This is a genomic window from Hymenobacter sediminis (assembly GCF_003231285.1).
GTDB classification, from domain to species: Bacteria; Bacteroidota; Bacteroidia; order Cytophagales; family Hymenobacteraceae; genus Hymenobacter; species Hymenobacter sediminis.
Genome location: NZ_QKNS01000001.1, coordinates 251,788 through 270,594 on the forward strand (window position 1 = coordinate 251,788; position 18,807 = coordinate 270,594).

The following is an 18,807-nucleotide window of genomic DNA, read 5'->3' on the forward strand; positions in this document are numbered from 1 at the left end:
ACTAAGTTCCACATGCTGAAAGCTCTTCCCTTTGCTGCCCTCCTTGCCGGCGCTGCCCTGCTGCTTGATGCGGCCCCGGCGCAGGCCCAGGTTACTATAAACATCGGGCGGCCCGCCCCGCCTCCGCCGGTAGTGGTGGTGCGGGAGGCCCGGCCGGCCCGGCACTGGAAGCACCGCCGCCACTACTATCAGCCTCGCCCGGTGATGCTCGTGCCGGCTCAACCCGTGTACTACGCGCCGCGCGGCCATGGGCATGGCCACGGACCTAAGCACGGGCATGGGCACGGCCGAGGACATGGCCACGGTCGCCACTAAGCGTACCACCACATGCAAAAGGCATCTGCCAGATGGCAGATGCCTTTTGCATGTGGTAGCAACCTGGTTGGCCAGAAGAGCTTAGTACAAGGTTTGAGGTGGGGGCTACCCAATGATCTGCCGGGCCAGGGCCGGAAGGTCTTTGCCTTGGTAGGTAGGCGGCGCAGCCAGCGGATACAGCGTTTGGCCCGGGCGGGCAATAAAGCCGCTCCGCAGGCCGGCGTCCTGGGCACCGGCTACGTCCCAGCCGTGGGCGGCTATGAGCAGGGCCTCGGTGGGGGCCACGCCCAGGGCTTGCACGGCCGCCTGGTAGGTATGAAAGTGGGGCTTGTAAAGCTGCACGGCTTCCACGCTCAGCCCCCGCTCGAAGTAATGAATGATGCCCGCGTAACGTAGCTGCGCATCCAGGCTGGCCTGCGGAGAGTTGGTGAAGGCCACCAGCTGAAAGCCGGCATCCAGCAGCATTTCCAGGCCCCGGGGTACATCGGGGTGGGCGGGCAGTTGGGTGAGCAAGCTCACCAGCTTCTTTTTCTCAGTAATCGATAAGCGCTTTTCTTCCAGCATGTCGGCGGTCATGTCAAGGGCCGCTTCCGCAATGTCGGGGAAGGAGTGGTAGGAGCCCGTTACAGTATCTACCAGCGAGTACTGGAGCAGCAGGCCAAACCACTGCTTGAAGGCGTGCTTGTTGCCGAAGGCTTTTGGCACGGCCCGCTTGAGCGGGCCCATATCGAGCAGGGTTTCGTTTACGTCGAAGAGGAGCACCTTGGGCCGCGGGCGGTAAATGGCGGAGTCAGACATAGATAGTGGCAGCTAGGGCCGGCACGCGCCGGGTTACCCGCTGGTACGCAGCCGCGCCCGCCGCGGCGGTACAGGATGATGGGCTTTGCTACCTCGTTTGGCTCGCATAGCCCGTGCCCCGCCCTCCGGCAGTTTCCGGGCTGGTAACAAATCAGAAGTTCTTCGCACCAGCATCAACAGCTACAGCGACTGAGACCCTGGCGCTTCCCTACCCCTTTGGCTAGCTCCAATCCCTAACCGGCCGGCTGGTCGGGGGTAGCTTCCGGAGGCGAAGGGGGTAGGTCGCGCCGGACGCTGTCGAGGCGGGTGTGCCGGAAGCGGCCCTGGGGCGTGAGACGGTAGGCCGTGACTACGGAATCCTGGTAGTCGGTAACGTAGGTGGAGGGGTCAGAGGCATCCTGCACCAAAGCAGTAACCCGCAGCCTACCATTGGGGCCCAGGCGCATGCTCGCCCGGGCATACCACCCTTCGTCGGCGCCAATGGTGGCTACCTGGGCCCAGTCGAGGAGTTGGCGCCCATCTGGGCTGAAGGTGACGTAGTAGAGATAGGCGTAGTAATCGTACCCTTGGTAGAGGTAGGAAACCAGCCGGAACTTCGGGCAGCGCACCGTATCGAGGGCGTAGAGGTTGAGGCCATCCTCCGTTTTCCGAAACATCTCCGGCAGCCGCGGGTACTGGCGCACCAGCCGCGCCACCACGTTATCGGGCAGGCTCTGCTTCTCCGTCAGCCGGTTGTTCAGGGCCTCCATATCGTACACCGGCAAAGGGCAGGAGCCGGACGAAGGGGTAGACGCTTCAGCCGTAGCTGGTTGCGCCACCGAAGTTGCCGAGGCCACCGGCGCCCCTTGCCCTACCTGCTGCTCCGGCGGCGAAGTGCTACACCCCGCCACGCCGAGCCCTACCAGATACAGCAGTAACTGCCTCACCTTTGTCTGTATATTCATGGGAGGCAATATATTCTGCTGTGGCCACAGTCGCCAACTGCAACTGTGCTCTACTGCTGCTGGGAAGGCACGAGCATGGGCAGACTACGCTTCTACCACCAACTGGCCGAAAGTCCGTGAGCGGCCTTCTAAGCTTAAGCTAAGGGCTAAAAGACTGGTGGCAAGGTTGTTACCAACTTGGCATCCGGTTCTCCTTCCACTCCTCACTAAACTCAATTGAATCCCGACGGGCTTGCGCTGACAGCCGCTCTTCGTCGTTATAGGGCCACGGCAAATCGTGACTTGTCTGTTCAGGGGAGGGAGATTGGCTCTTATAAATCACAATGGCTAGTATCCCGATAATAGACAGCCCAATAAGTACATACCTACGCCGTGACCGGGATGATGAATGAGGCGTCGGGTAGGATGCGGAATGCTTAGCAGTTTGGTTGGTTCCTAGGACTGGAATTATACCTACAAGGGTTGGCAATGGTAGGATTAGCAACCATACATCCCATTCTGTGAAGGCATAAGACAGCGCATAAGCTAGCAGTAAGAAGATGTCCGGGGCGCTTGCAACGGCCAGTATATAGGATGCAAGCGGTACTAGCAGTATCAGCAGCTCTATGCTACGCTTTTCTTGCTCTTTCTTCCTACGGTTTACTACAAACCAAATAGCTAGTATTTGGGGTATCCAGAGGGCAAAAACTGTCATCCATACGATACCAACCAGCCATTCTGAGAGACCAGACTCTAATAACAGCGACAGGAAGTAATGCATAGAGGACCTGAAGGATGCGGTGCTGGCTTGCTGCTGAGCTAGCCCCACTGCTACCGCTTCCGGGAAAGCACAGGACCCGCTCTGGTGCGGTTAAGAATGGCCTAGCAGGCTGGCTATTCTGCCTGCTTTAGTGGCACGTTGGCGAAGGTGCCCGTAACGGTGATATCGCACTTGCGCTTCGGGAAGGTGCTATAGGCCACGGTTGGGTCGCTGGCCCCGGTTAAGGTAGCGGTATAGGTGCCGCTCAGGAGTTGCCGCTTGGCATCGTAGCTGCTGATGGTGAAGCTGCCCGTAACGTGCTGCAGGCTGCTGAAATACAGAATGGTACCACCGCCCAGGCTTTCGGGCTGGTCGTAATAGTATCTCACATCCGCATTAAGCGTTTGGTCGCGGAGGGTTTTAAGGGTGTAGGTACCGGTAAGAGCGGCGGCTAGTTTCGTGCGGTCCAGCGCGAAGCCGATGCCCTCGGTACGGGTAGTGGGCTCCACGCTTACCGATAAGCTCTGAGCAGTCTGCGTGACATTGCCCTTCAATTGTGGCGCCTGAAAGGTGGTATCCTGGTGCTGGCCGTTGTCCTGATACACAATGGAGCGGCTATAAGTAACGGTGGGCTCCGGCAGTGGCTCGGGCGTTTCTTCCCGATCATCTTTATCACAGCCAGCGGTAAAGGCCAGCGTCAGGCCCAGTAGTAGCGAGAGAGTAGCGTTGTAGTTCATAAGGAATAGAGAAGTGTAAAAACACTATATAGAAAACTGTGCCAAGTAGGGCGGATAGTGGCTTTTACTAGTATGCTATGCTCCATCAGCATGAGTTTAGTATATCTAAGGTTTCATCGAGGGGCGCAGCTTTATGATTTGGTACTAAGTCATGTAAGTAGCTAGTCCAGCAGATCTGGGATTTCTCGTATTGGCATCCTCTGACATATAGTTTCAATTGCCGCTTTACCGTTTTCAGCAATCAAACATAGAAAATCATCGAAGCCCCCATATACCTTACCTTCCTCATCGATGTACAGCGACATATGGTCTGAGTGCGCCTGACCAATAATACAAAGGGAACTACAGCCAATGCGCTGCTTGTAATTACTCAGCGCCCAATCCGTATCTACGTCTGCTGCTGCCTTACGAGCATCAAAATGGAGTATGCCCGTATTTCCATCTTGATAACTAAATGTAATTCGCAACCCACCAAACTCCTGCAAAAAATCTTCAATGGCAGAAAACCAAGGGTATCCTTCTATTCTTAGTGCTAATTGATAGCTGAGCGTTGAAATGACTCGATCTGGCTGCCAACCGGCTTTTGCCAGTTGCTCCAATGTGGATTGTGATAGAATAATCATATACATCAGATGTAAGCTAATCTCAGCTAGCATCTAAGGGTAAAGCAAGTAAAAACCATACGGCATTTACTAAAATGAAAAACCGGTAGTTGTTAGCTACCGGTTTTTCATTTCTCTCCTTACGAACCGCAGGCCTCGCAGGCGTCTGGGTTATCCAGGGAGCAGGCCATGTCGGAGGCGTTCTGGGCCGATACGTTCAGCGGCTCCAGGGTCTCGGCGGCTTGCTTCTGCACCGTGAACTTGATGGCATCCACGGCGGCCTTGGTGCGCAGGTAGTACATGCCGGTTTTCAGGCCCTTCTTCCAGCTGTGGAAGTGCATGCTGGTGAGCTTGCCGAAGTTCACGTTAATCACGTGCAGGTTCAGACTCTGGCTCTGGCAGATGTACGCGCCCCGGTCAGCCGACATATCAATGATGCGGCGCTGCGAAATCTCCCATACCGTCTTGTACAGGTCCTTGATGTTCTGCGGAATGTTCGGGATGTCCTGCACCGAGCCGTTGGCGGCAATGATGGCGTTCTTCATCTGGTCGTTCCACAGGCCCAGCTTCACCAGGTCCTTGAGCAGGTGCTTGTTCACCACCATGAACTCGCCGCTCAGCACGCGGCGCACATAAATGTTGGAGGTGTAGGGCTCAAACGACTCGTTATTCCCCAGAATCTGGGCCGTGCTGGCCGTAGGCATGGGTGCTACCAGCAGAGAGTTGCGCACGCCGTGCTTCACTACCTCAGCGCGCAGGCTTTCCCAATCCCAACGGCCGGAGCTAGGCGTCACGCCCCACATATCAAACTGGAACTGGCCCTGGCTCAGCGGCGAACCGGGGAAGGTCTCGTAGTGGCCGTCGCGGATGGCGAGGTCCTTGGAGGCCGTCATGGCCGCGAAGTAGATGGTCTCGAAGATGTCCTTGTTCAGGCCGCTGGCTTCGTCGCTCTCGAAGGGCATGCGCAGGGCAATGAACGTATCGGCGAGGCCCTGCACGCCCAGCCCGATGGGGCGGTGGCGGCGGTTGCTGCGTTCAGCCTCCGCTACGGGGTAGTAGTTGATGTCGATAACCTTGTTCAGGTTCTTCGTGGCATGGTACGTTACCTCGTACAGCTTCTGGTGGTCGAAGAACAGGTTCCCGGCCTCGTCGGGGCGCACGTAGCGGGGTAGGGCCAATGAGGCCAGGTTGCACACGGCTACCTCGTCCTTGTCGGTGTACTCCATAATCTCGGTGCAGAGGTTGGAGCTCTTGATGGTACCGAGGTTTTTCTGGTTGCTCTTGTTGTTGGCCGCGTCCTTGAACAGCATGTAGGGCGTGCCGGTCTCGGTCTGGCTTTCCAGAATGGCAAACCACAGGTCCTGGGCCTTAATGGTTTTGCGGCCGCGGCCTTCACGCTCATACTTCTGGTAGAGGCGCTCAAACTCCTCGCCATAGCACTCATCGAGGCCGGGGCACTCGTTGGGGCACATCAGGGTCCAGTCGCCGTTGGCTTCCACGCGCTTCATGAACAGGTCGGGCGTCCAGAGGGCGTAGAACAGGTCGCGGGCGCGCATCTCCTCCTTGCCGTGGTTTTTCTTCAAATCCAGGAAGTCGAAGATGTCGGCGTGCCAGGGCTCCAGGTAAATAGCGAAAGCGCCCTTGCGCTTGCCGCCGCCCTGGTCTACGTAGCGGGCCGTGTCGTTGAACACCTTCAGCATAGGCGTGAGGCCGTTGGAGGTGCCGTTGGTGCCTTTGATGTAAGAGCCCGTGGCGCGCACGTTGTGCACGGCCAGACCAATACCACCGGCGCTCTGCGAAATCAGGGCGCAGTTCTTCAGCGTGTCGTAGATGCCCTCAATGGAGTCGTCCTTCATCGTGAGCAGGAAGCACGAGCTAAGCTGGGGCTTGGGCGTACCTGCGTTGAAGAGGGTAGGCGTAGCGTGCGTGAACCACCGCTCGCTCATGAGGTTGTAGGTCTCGATGGCGGCGGCAATGTCTTCCTTGTGAATGCCCACGGCCACGCGCATCAGCATGTGCTGGGGCCGCTCTACCACCTTGCCATCGAGGCGCAGCAGGTAGGAGCGCTCCAGGGTCTTGAAGCCGAAGTAATCGTAGTTGTAGTCCCGGTCGTAGATAATGGCCGAGTCGAGGGTAGCCGCGTTGGCGTGCACAATTTCCCACACGTCCTGCGCAATCAGCGAGGCATTTTCGCCGGTCTTAGGGTCGTCGTAGGTGTGCAGCCGCTTCATGGTGCTGCTGAACGACTTGCTGGTCACCTTGTGCAGGTTGCTCACGGCAATGCGGGCCGCCAGAATAGCGTAGTCGGGGTGCTTGGTGGTGAGCGAGGCCGCCGTTTCGGCCGCCAGGTTATCCAGCTCCACGGTGGTTACGCCATCGTAAATGCCGTCGATAACCTTCTTGGCTACCTCAATCGGGGAAATGAAGTTCTGGTTGAGCCCGTAGCAGAGCTTCTCGATGCGGGCCGTTACTTTATCGAATTTCACGGACTCGCGGCGGCCGTCGCGCTTGATTACCAACATAGGCGTAGCAGGTTGATGTGGTAGTAGAAGTATGAGTACGGCCGGAGCAGGCCAGCCAAACAATTCAGGTAAACCCTCGGGCGCTTCCCTACCCCCGGAGGCAAGGTCAACGGTTCCGAAGATATCCGTCTTGAAAGGTCAGGACAAACCTATTCTTTAGAAGTTTTCCACATATAGCTAATGCGCTAGTGCTTAGGCTGTTTTTGTTATTTATGAATGCCTATATAGCTCGCTAAAACAGTTAGAAATTGAGTTGCTGATTTCCGTGAGAAGTGGTATCGTCGGTGCCGCGCAACCAAAAAACAAAGGCCAGTATCCTAGGGAAGGACACCGGCCTTTTAAGTAAGTAGTGCGGGAAGCAGAAGGTTAAAAAGTACTAGCTACTCATCCGCCTTCTGGCTGACTGAAATAATCATTTCACGGGTGATTGGTACTTGTACTCCAACCCGAAGCGCTTAGCGTAGCTGGCTAGCGGCTCCATGCCAATGGCAGCGCGACGCTCATCTACGTGGGCTTCGTCTTCGATAGGTGAAAACACGGTTTTGCCAGTGGTAGGGTCCGTGTGAAGTTGACTACCGTAAATCTGGGGTTTGCCCTGCCCAATAAGAATGCGGTCCTGCAGCAGCGCCAGTGCCGGTTTCGACAAGTCGCCACGCTCGGCGGCCTGTTTGGCCATTGAGAAATATTTCTCCTGCGTAGCCAAATCAGAGTGCTGAATTACCAGGAACACGGTGCTAGTACCCGTATTCCCAACCTCTGCTTTCGTAGGCCACCCGTGCGTGTCCAGCAGCTTAGTGATGCGCTGGAGGTTGCGGGCATCGGTAGCTTCAATCTCCTTCCAGAGCGCCGTCATCTCTGGTGATTTTATCCCGTACTGCTTCTCAATGGCATCGTATTTCAGGCGGCCACCTTGGTCTGAGGCATAAATAGAATCGAGCTGCTGTTTTAGGGGCTTGTTGTAGTTGGCCTCGGTCCTGGCTACTGCTGCTTCCAGTTTAGCAAGCATAGGCTGCCAGCGCTTGTCGGCGTGCAAGCGGGTCAGGTCGGTGTCTTGCTTTACGTGGGCTACGTTTTCCCAGCCAGCTGCAGTGGCTTTATTGAGGTACTGAAAGGCCTTGGTAGCATCGCCGGCCAAGGACCAGCTACAGGCTGCGTTGTAAAGGTCAGTGCTGGTGGGCTGAGCTTTTGCTTGCTTAAACGCCTGGTCGTAGAGAGTGCCCGAGCTTTTGTAGTTCTTCGCCGCGTAAGCATCCGCCGCTTGCTGATTAAGCTTTCGGAATTCGCTTTGAGCGAAGGCAACGCTGCTGCTTATCAGGAGCGTTGCCAGAAGGGTAGTGACCTTTTTCATAGAGTGAGGAAGGATAAATCGTTGAGATAAACAGCAGCCAGTTAAGGTTTTAAAGCCACCGATGGCTAAGCATACAGCAATAACGCAATTATGCTATAAACGCATCAAGGGGCGCCAATCATACGATTAGCGCCCCTCGAAATTAGTTGCATCTGGTAGTCTAAGTCACTACCTGAAACCTAGCTGGATCTGAGCTAACAGATTAAAAGTCCTCGTCGAGGGAGAAGGCATTGGAAGTCCGCTCGCTGAGTACGCCGGCCTTCTGGTACTCGCCCACCCGCTTCTCGAAGAAGTTGGTTTTGCCCTGCAGCGAAATCATTTCCATGAAGTCGAAGGGGTTGGTAGCGCCGTAGATTTTGCTGTAGCCTAACGCATCGAGCAGGCGGTCGGCCACAAACTCAATGTACTGCGACATCAGCTGGGCATTCATGCCAATCAGGTTTACGGGCAGCGCGTCGGTCACAAACTCCTGCTCAATCTGTACCGCGTCGCGAATGATTTCGTGCACGCGGCTTTCGGGCAGCTTGTTTATCAGGTGGTCTTTGTAGAGCAGGCAGGCAAAGTCGCAATGCAGCCCTTCGTCGCGGGAAATTAGCTCGTTAGAGAAGGTCAGGCCCGGCATCAGGCCGCGCTTCTTCAGCCAGAAAATAGAGCAGAACGAGCCCGAGAAGAAGATACCCTCTACGGCCGCAAAAGCAATCAGACGCTCCGTGAAGTTCTCCGAGTTGATCCATTTAATGGCCCACTCGCCTTTCTTCTTCACGCAGGGTACGGTTTCCAGGGCATTGAAGAGGTGGTCCTTCTGCTTGGCATCTTTGATGTAGGTGTCAATCAGCAGGGAGTAGGTCTCCGAGTGGATGTTTTCCATCATCACCTGGAAGCCGTAGAAGCAGCGCGCCTCAGCCATCTGCACTTCCTGCATGAAGTTCACGGCCAGGTTTTCGTTTACAATGCCATCGGAGGCCGCGAAGAAGGCCAGTACGTGGCTGATAAAGTGCCGCTCCCCGTCATTGAGGTTGTCCCAGTCTTTCTGATCCTGACCTAGGTCAATCTCCTCGGCCGTCCAGAACGAGGCCTCGGCCTTCTTGTACATCTGCCATACATCGTTGTGCTGGATAGGGAAGAGGACGAAGCGGTTGGGGTTCTCAGTAAGCAGAGGTTCCATGGCAACAAGAGTAAAATGGTAGGTCAAAAGCCGCCCTGCCGAAAGGGTAGCGGTGGCTAACCCTGCTGCAAAGCCTAATGTTTGGGCCGCCTGCAGAAAGGCCGAACCCAAAGATAAACCGCCCTAACGGGAAGCACGGCCCACGAAATACATTTTTTCTGTGTTAATTTTTGCGTATGCCGCTAGCCTGCTGATGATTGGGCTAACAGGCAAAAGCTGGGCTGGAAAGGACGAAAGGATGGGGATAAACAAAAGTTATCCACATTTGCTGTGTGGACAATTGTGGTTATCCACAAAAATTCTATTCGCGTGCCCACTGGCGCGTTCCTGCATATGTGCCCGTTGCAGGCTGCTGAGGCAGGGGCAATGAGGTTTAGTGAGTTATGGTTTGGATTTGTAAAATCATCCTTCTACTTTTGCCTTCCATTTTTCAGAAACCGCGAAGACGCCGATGTACGCAATTGTCAACATAGCCGGGAAGCAGACCAAGGTCGAAGCCAATAAATTTGTATACGCCCACCGTTTGGCTGGCAACGTCGGCGACACCGTGGAGCTGGGCAAGGCCCTGCTGACCGATAACGAAGGAACCATCACCATCGGAGCCCCCGAGCTGGACGTGACCGTAACCGGTACCATCCTGGCGCACGTAAAGGGCGACAAGGTGCTTGTATTCAAGAAGAAGCGCCGTAAGGGCTATAAGAAGCTGAACGGTCACCGTCAGCAATTCACCAAAGTACTGATCAACAGCATCGGCTAGTATAGTGCCTCGTTGTTAGTGCGTAGTGCTTAGTTTTCGGACTGAGTTGATGGCACTAACGCAACTGTCCAAGCACTATTCACCAAGCACTAAGCATTAAATAAAATGGCACACAAGAAAGGCGTAGGTAGCTCCAACAACGGTCGTGAATCGCATTCCAAGCGTCTCGGCGTGAAAATCTTCGGTGGTCAGGGCATCATTGCCGGTAACATCATCGTGCGTCAGCGTGGCACTAAGCACCACCCTGGCCAGAACGTAGGCATTGGCAAAGACCACACCCTGTTCGCTATGATCGACGGTACGGTGCAGTTCCGCAAGGGCCGCAAAGACCGCTCGTTCGTATCGGTAGTTCCGGTTACGGAGGTTGCTGAAGTAGCTGCCGCCGAGTAGTTTTAGCCGCTACAGAAACTCCGGGGTTATCCGGAATTTTGAGCAAAGGGGATTGTCCGTAAGGGCTGTCCCTTTTTGCGTTGTAGGCTGTCCATAGTACCAAGTCTACCTCGGCTTTGTATTCCGACGGCTAGCGAAAGAACCGCTTAACCAGGTAGAAGGGGGTAGGAAACGGTCTAAATAAAAACAGCTCCCTACCCCCGCGTACTTGGTCAAACCTTCTCAGAGCTATTAGGCTTTCCGTGGGGAGAACCCGCGCAGCCGCAGGGAGTTCGTCAGTACCGATACTGAACTGAGGGCCATTGCGCCCGCCGCCAACATAGGAGAGAGCAGAATGCCAAAAAAAGGATAGAGAAGCCCTGCGGCCACCGGAATGCCCAGGGTGTTGTAGAGGAAGGCAAAAAAGAGGTTTTGCTTGATGACCCGCATCGTCTGCCTCGACAACTCTATGGCCGTCACGACGCCCCGTAAATCGGAGCGCACAAGGGTAATACCAGCGGCTTCCATGGCTACATCTGTGCCAGCTCCCATTGCTAGGCCAATATCTGCCTGAGCCAGGGCCGGCGCATCGTTGATACCATCACCAACCATAGCCACAGTTCGGCCTTCAGCCTGTAGCTCTTTTACCTTATTAGCCTTTTCCTGGGGTAGGACTTCGGCGAAGTAGCGCGTAATGCCAACTTGCTGCGCCACGGCGGCGGCCGTTTGGGGGTTGTCGCCGGTCATCATTACTACTTCAATACCCAAGCTGCGCAGTTGCCGGATGGCCGCTGCCGATGTATCGCGCACGGTATCGGCCACACCAATCAGTCCCCATACCTGCCCATCAACGGCTACGTACAGCACGGTTTGGGCCTGGGCTACCAATCGGTCTGCCTGAGCATTCAGCTCTTCCGGAAGGGTAGCGCCGACCTTTGCCAGCAAGCGGCGGTTTCCAATAGCTACCTCCTGACCATTTACGGTAGCAGTGGCACCGTGCCCAGCAATGGCGCTGAAATTGGTAGCGGGAATCTGCTCCTCAGAGGTTTCGTTGTGGCGCACCACAGCCTGGGCCAGAGGGTGCTCGGAGTGGCGTTCTACGGCGGCGGCCAACGCCAGGAGCGCTCCGGCGTCGTGGTTGGGGGCGGCTACTATTTCTGTTACGCTGGGCTCACCGCGGGTAATAGTGCCGGTTTTGTCGAGCAGGACAGTAGTTACCTGGTAGGCTTTTTCCAGGGCCTCGGCGTTGCGCACCAGCACTCCGTGCTCAGCCCCTTTACCGGTGCCCACCATAATAGCAGTAGGAGTAGCAAGCCCTAGAGCGCACGGGCAGGCAATAATGAGTACCGCCACGAAGTTCACCAAGGCCAGTGGTAGCCGCACACCAGCGGGTGCCAACGCCAGCCACAGCACCAGCGTGAGCAGGGCAATACCTACCACCGTAGGCACGAAGACCGCGCTAACCTTGTCGGCTAGCCGTTGGATGGGCGCACGGCTTCCCTGGGCATCTTCCACTAGCTTCACAATCTGAGCCAGCATGGTATCGGCACCCACTTTGGTTACGCGGAAGCGGAAGGCGCCGGTTTTGTTCAGGGTAGCCCCAAACACCACGTCGCCAGGGTGCTTTTCCACCGGTAGGCTTTCCCCGGTCAGCATGGCTTCGTCGAGGGCTGACTGGCCTTCGATAACGGTACCATCGGTAGCCACTTTTTCGCCGGGGCGCACGGCTACCACGTCGCCTATCTGCACCTGCTCAATAGGAACATCTACCTCCTGGCCATTCGAGCGGACAATTCGAGCAGTTTTAGCTTGCAGGCTCATCAGGGCCCGAATGGCGGCCGACGTCTGAGTTTTGGCGCGTAATTCCAGCACCTTGCCTAGCAGAATCAGGGCAATAATGGTGGCCGTAGTATCGTAGTACACCTCGGGCTGAAGACCCTGGCGGCTGAAGAAGCTGGGAGCTACGGTAGCAGCTACACTGTACAGGAAGGCTGCGCCAGTGCCTACCGTAATGAGGGTATCCATGTTGGCGGTGCCGTGGCGCAGGCCATTCCAGGCAGAGCGGTAAAATTCACGGCCGCTGTAGAGCAGCACGGGCAGCGTCAGCAACAGCAGCAGGTAGTTAACCAAGGGCATGCTGACGCGCTGCATGAGGGCTGGCCAAAGCATGAGCATGCTCAAGGGCATGATGATAACCGTAAGGCCAGCTGCCACCCAAAACCGCTGCTTGAGCTTGTAGTAGGCCTCGGCCTTCTGCTGATCCAGTTCGGCGCTTCGGTCGGCGGCAGTGGTATCAGGGGTGCGTTCTGCTACTCCGTAGCCAGCTTGCAACACTGTTTGCTTCAGAGTAGCTGGTGAGGCTTCCGTGGGCAGGTAGTCGATGGTTGCCTTTTCGGTGGCGTAGTTGACAATGGCCCGTTGAACGCCGGGCGTGCGGCTCAGTGACTTCTCGACAAAAGACGCGCACGAGGCGCAGGTCATGCCTTCAATATCGAGGGTTTCAGTTTTGATGGAGGGTTCCATGATGAATCGGCGTAACGCAGGAGGCCAGGCCATTACATGCTCACTGCCGGCCCGCTGTTCTTCAACAAAACAACAGCAATCCAGGGTCCGGGTTGGTACGGAATCCTAGCCGAAACCATGTATAATTTGTCTTTGGTCAGCAGGCGCTATAGCACTACCGAAACCTTCCTGCTACCCCTGCCAGTACTCCAAATCCCTGCTTTCTGCAGAGGGCGTTCAATAAGCTGCCTTCAGAGAAAGACTGTGTAAAGAGGAAAAACCCTGAATTCAGAATAGGGCAAAAAGAAAACGACCCGGCCGCCGTATTGGCAACCGGGTCGTTGGAGGTAGCGGGGACTGGACTCGAACCAGTGACCTTTGGGTTATGAGCCCAACGAGCTACCAACTGCTCCACCCCGCACTGTTTGGTAATGCAAATGTAGTAGGGTTTTTCGGATAATGATGCCGCAAGGTTATAAATAGTGGTAGCTATTTCCCTTATGGCTGATAATCAGGGGTAAAAATTTATTCTAACGTGGTTTTGCGCTAAGGATTGTACAGGATTTAGTGCGCGGCTATACTTCTGGTAAGCTCAAGCGTAGACGCAGGAAAATGTTTCCTTCCTAAGCTAACCAAATGAATATCCTGCATTCTTCTCTTACGCTGCGGTGGGCTATGCCTGCATTGGCAGCAGCTGTCCTTGCTTCCTGTAATGCTGCCCAAACGTCGGAATCAACTGGCGCCACAGCTACGGCTACTGATTCTATGGCCACCGCGCCTGCCACCAGTGTAGCTACTGCTGAACCCAAACCCGTACGGCCAGCGGGTGCTAAACCAGCCTGGGGACCCAGCATCGCGCCCGAGATGCAGACAGTGATAGAAGCCTTAGCTAGCCTGAATCCTAAGCCTATTGAAACCCTTTCGGCCCAGGAAGCCCGTCAGCAACCAACGCCAACTGACGCCGTCATGAAAGTGATGCGCGACCATAACATTCCAACGCCGCCCTCCAGCGCCGATACCATGAGCCGCCAAGTTATGCCTGGGGTGAAGGTGCGCATTTATACGCCGCAGAATGCCAGCGGCACCTTGCCGGTAGTAGTGTATTACCACGGCGGGGGCTGGGTTATTGCCAACCTCGATACGTATGATGCGTCTGTGCGTGGCTTGGTGGAAAAGACCGGCGCTATCGTCGTTTCAGTGGCGTACCGGCAGGGCCCTGAGCACAAGTACCCAATGGCTCACAACGATTCGTTTGCTGCGTACCAGTGGGTGCTGAAGAACGCGGCTTCTTTTAAAGGCGACCCGCAAAAAGTGGCTGTTGCCGGAGAAAGCGCAGGAGGTAACTTGGCCGCAGCCGTTAGTATGATGGCTCGCGACAAAAAAGTGATGCTACCCCGCCATGAGCTGCTGGTGTACCCCATTGCTGGTTACGACCTGAACACGCCCTCTTACCAGAAAAACGCCCAGGCCAAGCCGCTCAACAAGCCTATGATGGCGTGGTTTTTTGAAAACTACCTGCGTGGTGCCGCCGATGGCAAAAGCCCTTTGGTTTCTCTGGTGAATGCCAACCTGAAAGGAATGCCGCCGACCACTATTATCACTGCTGAGCTGGACCCGCTGATGAGCGACGGCAGTATGCTGGCTGATAAGTTGAAAGCGGCCGGTGTGCCCACCAAATACCAGAACTATACCGGCGTAACCCACGAGTTTTTCGGTATGGCAGCCGTAGTGCCCCAAGCCGCCCAGGCTCAGGAGCTGGCCGCAGCGGAGCTGAAAAAAGCTCTGCAATAAGCACGCTCGCTTAACATGACTAGAGGCCTCCGCTGATCACAGGGGAGGCCTTTTTGTTGCCCGGCAAGGAAGAGAATATACAGGACCAGGCAGGCCTAGAACCGGCTGGTAATGCCAAAGTGAATTTTACCGGAGTTGAGAGCAAATTTCTGCTGCTGGTCGCGGCCGAGGGCATACACAAACTGAAACTGGCCGGCCCCGGTGCGGAAGCTCAGCCCAGCCCCAAGGCCGGTAGGCGTGTCATGGGGGATGGGCGCATCGGGCAAGTCGCGGCGGAGGTAACCTTGGTCCACGAACAGGAACACATAGGCGTCGGCGCCGGTGAACTGCCGGAACTCCGCGGTGCCCACAGCATACTGGCTGGCGTAGTAGTTCAGCTCATTAAAGCCCCGCAGCGTAGCCAGGCCGCCTACCCGGAATAGGTCGTTGAGGAAAAGCCGCTCATTGATCAGGCCCTCCCCCCGCAGACGAGCCATGAGCACGCCGCTGCGGCCTACCCTGAAATACTGCTCTACCCGTATGCCAAGGCTTACCTGGGTGGAGCGCAGGGCCAGCCCATTGTACAGGGCATCGTTGAGGCTAGCGTTTTTGCTGATGCGCTTGGTGCCAAAGGAGCCCTGACCCGTAGCCAGCAGGCCCCGTCGCGGGAAATAGGGGTCATCGAGGGTGTTCCAGGTGTATTCCAGCCCGTAGGAGGTAAACCGGGAGTCGATGTTGGCGGGCAGCTGGCGTAGGCTGCTGTCAGCAGAAAGCAGGCGGGAGTTGCGCCAGTCGATGAAAAACGACAGCCTTCCGGCCTGGGCCAGGGGGTAGGCCACCTGCAGGCGGGGCCGCGAGGTCAGGAACAGCGTGTCCTGCTTGAGCAGGTTGAAAGAGCCATCCAGCTCCAGCGGTGTCCCGAAGAAGGCCGGGTGCACGTACTGGGCGTCTAGCAGTTGAGAATTGGCGTTGAGCTTGCGCCACTGCACCCCAACGCCCTTGCCGCCCCCGCTGATGTTGCGCAGGTTGATGGTGACGTCGCCGGTAATCTGGATGCGCTTCTGGCCGATGCCAGGGTTGGGGTTAGGCAGCACCCCCACAATGGCGTCGAACTGGTTGGAGGTGCGGTCTTCCAGCAGAAAGTACACCCGGGCTCGGCCCTGGGCAAAGCGCACTTCGGGTTCAGCCTTGAGCTGGAGGTAGGGCAGCTGGCGTAGGCGGCGGGCGGCCTCCTGAATGCGCTGCTGGCTAAAGGGCTGGTTAGGCTCAATCTGCAGATACTTGGTCAGGAACCGGGCGCGGGTTTTGGTTTTGCCAACTATCTGCAACGAATCGAAGACAACGGCCGGACCTCGGCGCAAGACAATCCGGCCCTCTACATCAGCCCCGCGCAACGCCACCGAGTCGAGCCCAACGGTAGCGAAGGGGTAGCCCTGGTTTTCGGCCTCGTGCAGAATCCGGTCTTGCAGCCTACCCCATTCCTGGGGCTGAAAGGGTTGCTGGCGAAACAGCTTTTCGCGGTAGCCGGCTCTGGTCAGCAGACCGTCGCCGAGATTGCCGTTGCGCAGGCGGGCCCAGCGGAACTTCTCCCCAATGTAGAACTGCACCTGCAACGTATCATGGCTCCAGCGGGCTTCATCGGCCGAGGCAGTGAGGTAGGCATCGGACTGCAGGGCCAGCACCAACTGCCGCACTTCCCGCAGGGCAGCCAGAGAATCGGGGAGCACAGTGCGGTAGCGGTAGGGGCGGAGCAGAGCACGGTCGGTGTCTTCCAGCAGCAGGCGTAGCACTACCGGCCGGGCCGGGCGCAGCACTGGGGCCGAAACGGGCGTACGCCGGGCGGTATCGGGGGGTAGGGCTGGCGGCGCCGACTGCAGAGGCGGAGCCGCCGGATTGAGCGGCGCCGTTTGCTGGGCCCAGGCCGCCGGGCCGGGGAATAGTGCGAAGAGCAACAGCCAGAAAACGAAGACGCGGGCGTACATTTGGAGTCTGAAACGCGAAACGCCGCGTTTAATTTCCCGAAAGTACGTTGAGGTGGTTGTTAGTTCCGCCGGCAGCCGGAAAGCGGCCGGAGCCCTACCCCCGCGTCAGCCCTAACACCGGCGGCCTGCACGCAACTTCTGCGGGTTCGGGTGGTGTTAGGGGGTAGCCGGTTTAGTCTGATTATGCGCTTACGGGCTGCGCGCTCATCTGTTCACCGCACTTGCTTTGGTGTTGGGCGGTGTTGGCGGCTCTCTCCCTTGAAAGCCGCGCCTTCTTTTTTCATGTCTGGTCTCTACCTCCACATCCCCTTCTGTAAGCAGGCTTGCCACTACTGCGACTTCCATTTCAGCACCTCTATGGCACTGAAAAGCCGCTTGGTGGAAGCCCTCACGCAGGAGCTGGCGCTGCGCCATAATTACCTGGGCCCCAATGCTACCCTCAACACTATTTACTTTGGGGGCGGAACGCCTTCCTTGCTGACGGCTGCTGAGCTGGATACGATTTTCGAGGCCATTCACCGCCACTTCCGGGTAGCGCCCGATGCGGAAATCACGCTGGAAGCCAACCCCGACGACCTGACAGCCGCCAAGGTGCAGGAGTTGGCGGCCTCGCCCGTGAACCGCCTGAGCATTGGCTTGCAAAGCTTCCACGAGCCCCACCTGCGGCTGATGAACCGGGCGCACTCGGCCCAAGAGTCGAGGGCAGGGGTATTGCGGGCTCAGGATGCTGGCTTCGAGAACATTTCGGTGGACCTGATTTACGGAGTGCCGGCCCCCGACCATAGCTTGTGGGAGGCTGATATGACCACGGCCTTCGCCCTGAATGTCCCGCACCTTTCCTGCTATGCCCTCACCATCGAGCCCGATACAGTGTTCGGGCGGCAGCTGAAGAAAGGAAAGTTTGTGGCCCCACCCGATGACTTCGTGGCCCAGCAGTTTGAGCTGCTGCTCGCGGAGATAAGCCGCCACGGCTATCAGCAGTACGAAATCAGCAACTTCTGCCGGCCCGGCCGCGAGTCGCGCCACAACTCGGCGTACTGGCGTGGGGTGCCGTACCTGGGCCTGGGGCCGAGCGCGCATTCCTTCAATGGGCACAGCCGCCAGTACACTGTAGCCAACAACCCGCAGTACGTAGCCGCTATTCTGGAGCGGGGCGAGGTGCCGGCTACCACGGAAACACTCAGCCCCCAGGACCGCGCCAACGAGTACCTGATGACCAGCCTGCGCACCGCCCGCGGCTGCGACCTGACCCACCTCCGCGACGCGCTGGGGGTAGATGTGCTGGGCCAGCGCGCCGACTACGTGCAGGAACTGCAGAACACAGGGCTGGCTACCCTGAGCGACGGGGTGCTGCAACTTACGGACGCAGGCAAGCTCCTGGCCGACCACATTACCCTGGAGCTTTTTCAGGGCTAACAATGGGAAAACTGGGGTAGGGGCGGTGTCAAAATGGACTAGGCGCTGCCACACTCCGGCCGGAATCTGCTAATTTCCCGGCCTACCCATTGTTTATAGCAGCAGGTTCCTGGTGGCTTTCCACGCCCATTTTCGGGCCAGATGCCCTGGTGAGTTTTGCTGTCTTTGCTTAAATCCGTGATTATGAGACGACTGATAGACGCCCTGGCCGATGACACGGATTTCTTTATTGAACAGGTGCAGATAACAGCCATTGTATTTGATACCTCCGACGATGTTACCATCTGGGCTACTACCTTCTTCGACCAGGAGGCTCACTTTTTTCACCTAGGGTTGCCGTTTCAGCAGCTCGATTTACTTATCCGCCTGGCCGGAGGCCGGGCCGAGGCCTTGCAGGAAGATGTAGCTGATGCGTTGGCTACCGTGCGCGAGTGGCCCTGCCTGCTAGAGTACACCACCGAGGCCGACCCGCCCGTGCCCCTGCCCAACGTGGCCCTCAAGCTCTCCTGCACCTACCCCGCCGATGAACCTTATGAGGAAGGCGAGGACGACGATACCTTCGACATCAGCATGGCCGCCGACAGCGAGGAAGCAGAGGAATTTGAGGGTAGCCAGCCGCATAACATCTTCTACCTCGAAGGCGTATTCCTGCGCATCGAGCCGTAGGCGGTAAGTTGGCGAAATAATAGAAGGTGAGACGTTTAGCTAGCTCCGTTAGGCAGATATAGCGATTATAGGGCTACCCCCTGTAACCGCTCGATACCCAGCAGAATGATACCAATTATTGACTTATCCGTTTTGCGCCCTGAGTACATCACCCTCACCATCTCCCTGTTTCACT

Annotated in this window: 15 protein-coding genes and 1 tRNA gene; 6 read left to right on the forward strand and 10 right to left on the reverse strand. The window is 57.0% G+C overall.

All coding sequences use genetic code 11. The annotated features are described in order from the left end of the window. Window positions 1-12 precede the first annotated feature (12 nt). Entirely contained in the window at window positions 13-315 is a 303-nt protein-coding gene (locus tag DNI29_RS01105) for a hypothetical protein (protein ID WP_110976228.1), read from the forward strand. Window positions 316-420: 105 nt separating this feature from the next. On the opposite strand, the gene DNI29_RS01110 is transcribed toward DNI29_RS01105, so the two are convergent. The 7 genes from DNI29_RS01110 to DNI29_RS01145 all read right to left on the reverse strand — a co-directional run bounded on the left by DNI29_RS01110 (window position 421) and on the right by DNI29_RS01145 (window position 9,170). After that, entirely contained in the window at window positions 421-1,113 is a 693-nt protein-coding gene (locus DNI29_RS01110; protein ID WP_110976229.1) for a haloacid dehalogenase type II, read from the reverse strand. Window positions 1,114-1,346: 233 nt separating this feature from the next. Beyond that, window positions 1,347-2,057 carry a hypothetical protein gene (locus DNI29_RS01115; RefSeq protein WP_110976230.1) on the reverse strand — a complete coding sequence of 237 codons (711 nt, stop codon included), beginning with the start codon at window positions 2,055-2,057 and terminating at the stop codon, window positions 1,347-1,349. Between the two features lie 873 nt (window positions 2,058-2,930). Beyond that, window positions 2,931-3,533: a hypothetical protein gene (locus tag DNI29_RS01125; protein WP_110976232.1), complete on the reverse strand. Its 603-nt coding sequence runs from the start codon at window positions 3,531-3,533 to the stop codon at window positions 2,931-2,933. A 161-nt stretch (window positions 3,534-3,694) separates the two neighbouring features. Beyond that, window positions 3,695-4,156 carry an SUKH-3 domain-containing protein gene (locus DNI29_RS01130; RefSeq protein WP_162303466.1) on the reverse strand — a complete coding sequence of 154 codons (462 nt, stop codon included), beginning with the start codon at window positions 4,154-4,156 and terminating at the stop codon, window positions 3,695-3,697. Window positions 4,157-4,275: 119 nt separating this feature from the next. Further along, complete coding sequence (locus tag DNI29_RS01135) at window positions 4,276-6,657, reverse strand: ribonucleoside-diphosphate reductase subunit alpha (RefSeq protein ID WP_110976234.1); 2,382 nt, start codon at window positions 6,655-6,657, stop codon at window positions 4,276-4,278. 412 nt (window positions 6,658-7,069) lie between these two features. Further along, on the reverse strand, window positions 7,070-8,005 hold the full coding sequence (locus DNI29_RS01140; protein WP_110976235.1) for a DUF6624 domain-containing protein: 936 nt from the start codon (window positions 8,003-8,005) through the stop codon (window positions 7,070-7,072). A gap of 202 nt (window positions 8,006-8,207) precedes the next feature. Next, window positions 8,208-9,170 carry a ribonucleoside-diphosphate reductase small subunit gene (locus DNI29_RS01145; protein WP_110977252.1) on the reverse strand — a complete coding sequence of 321 codons (963 nt, stop codon included), beginning with the start codon at window positions 9,168-9,170 and terminating at the stop codon, window positions 8,208-8,210. A 451-nt stretch (window positions 9,171-9,621) separates the two neighbouring features. Between DNI29_RS01145 and rplU the strand changes: the two genes are divergently transcribed. Then, on the forward strand, window positions 9,622-9,927 hold the full coding sequence (gene rplU, locus DNI29_RS01150; RefSeq protein WP_110976236.1) for a 50S ribosomal protein L21: 306 nt from the start codon (window positions 9,622-9,624) through the stop codon (window positions 9,925-9,927). A gap of 105 nt (window positions 9,928-10,032) precedes the next feature. Next, complete coding sequence (gene rpmA / locus DNI29_RS01155) at window positions 10,033-10,317, forward strand: 50S ribosomal protein L27 (protein ID WP_110976237.1); 285 nt, start codon at window positions 10,033-10,035, stop codon at window positions 10,315-10,317. A 231-nt stretch (window positions 10,318-10,548) separates the two neighbouring features. Here rpmA and DNI29_RS01160 read toward each other — a convergent pair whose 3' ends face one another. Continuing rightward, window positions 10,549-12,819 (reverse strand): heavy metal translocating P-type ATPase, encoded by a 2,271-nt coding sequence (locus DNI29_RS01160; RefSeq protein ID WP_110976238.1) that lies wholly within the window; start codon window positions 12,817-12,819, stop codon window positions 10,549-10,551. 327 nt (window positions 12,820-13,146) lie between these two features. Then, window positions 13,147-13,219, reverse strand: a tRNA-Met gene (locus DNI29_RS01165). A 215-nt stretch (window positions 13,220-13,434) separates the two neighbouring features. Here DNI29_RS01165 and DNI29_RS01170 point away from each other — a divergent pair. Next, window positions 13,435-14,589, forward strand: coding sequence for an alpha/beta hydrolase (locus DNI29_RS01170; RefSeq protein WP_238387970.1), 1,155 nt, complete (start codon window positions 13,435-13,437; stop codon window positions 14,587-14,589). Window positions 14,590-14,684: 95 nt separating this feature from the next. On the opposite strand, the gene DNI29_RS01175 is transcribed toward DNI29_RS01170, so the two are convergent. Beyond that, a complete protein-coding gene (locus DNI29_RS01175) occupies window positions 14,685-16,550 on the reverse strand; it encodes a BamA/TamA family outer membrane protein (protein ID WP_110976239.1) in 1,866 nt (621 codons plus the stop codon). 282 nt (window positions 16,551-16,832) lie between these two features. Between DNI29_RS01175 and hemW the strand changes: the two genes are divergently transcribed. Beyond that, the gene (hemW, locus tag DNI29_RS01180; RefSeq protein WP_110976240.1) at window positions 16,833-17,966 is read left to right on the forward strand and encodes a radical SAM family heme chaperone HemW; all 1,134 of its coding nucleotides are present in this window, start codon (window positions 16,833-16,835) and stop codon (window positions 17,964-17,966) included. Window positions 17,967-18,149: 183 nt separating this feature from the next. Next, complete coding sequence (locus DNI29_RS01185; RefSeq protein ID WP_110976241.1) at window positions 18,150-18,632, forward strand: hypothetical protein; 483 nt, start codon at window positions 18,150-18,152, stop codon at window positions 18,630-18,632. The last annotated feature ends 175 nt before the right edge of the window (window positions 18,633-18,807 follow it).